Origin of the sequence: Micrococcus sp. TCR-5 (genome assembly GCF_052220525.1) — a bacterium.
GTDB classification, from domain to species: domain Bacteria; phylum Actinomycetota; class Actinomycetes; order Actinomycetales; family Micrococcaceae; genus Micrococcus; species Micrococcus luteus.
The window spans coordinates 1-352 of record NZ_JBQPDO010000050.1; the positions used below are offsets into that span (position 1 = coordinate 1).

The following is a 352-nucleotide window of genomic DNA, read 5'->3' on the forward strand; positions in this document are numbered from 1 at the left end:
GGCCAGGTGGTGCTGGATGTCCCGGATCGTCATTCCGCCGGCATAGAGGCTGATGATCATGTCATCCAGGCCCCCGAGGCGCCGCTGGCCCTTGGGCACCAGGCGCGGGGTGAACGACCCGCCCCGGTCTCGCGGGACGTCCAGCTCGATCGGCCCGACCTCGGACTCCACGGTCTTCGGGGTGGTCCCGTTGCGGGAGTTGGCGTGCTTCGGCGCCTCGCTCGAGCCCTTCTCGTAGCCCAGATGGCTGGTCAGCTCGGCCTGCAGGCCCCGCTCGAGCGCGGCCTTGACCAGCGCGGGCACGAACCCGCCGTCACCGGTGAGCTCGACGCCGCCCGCGTCGATCTGCGCG

General features: G+C 71.6%; 1 protein-coding gene. It reads right to left on the bottom strand.

The window, feature by feature from the left end:
• Positions 1-352, bottom strand: a 352-nt coding sequence (locus ACTSKS_RS11055; RefSeq protein ID WP_442927562.1) for a transposase, incomplete at both ends; no start/stop codon positions are given.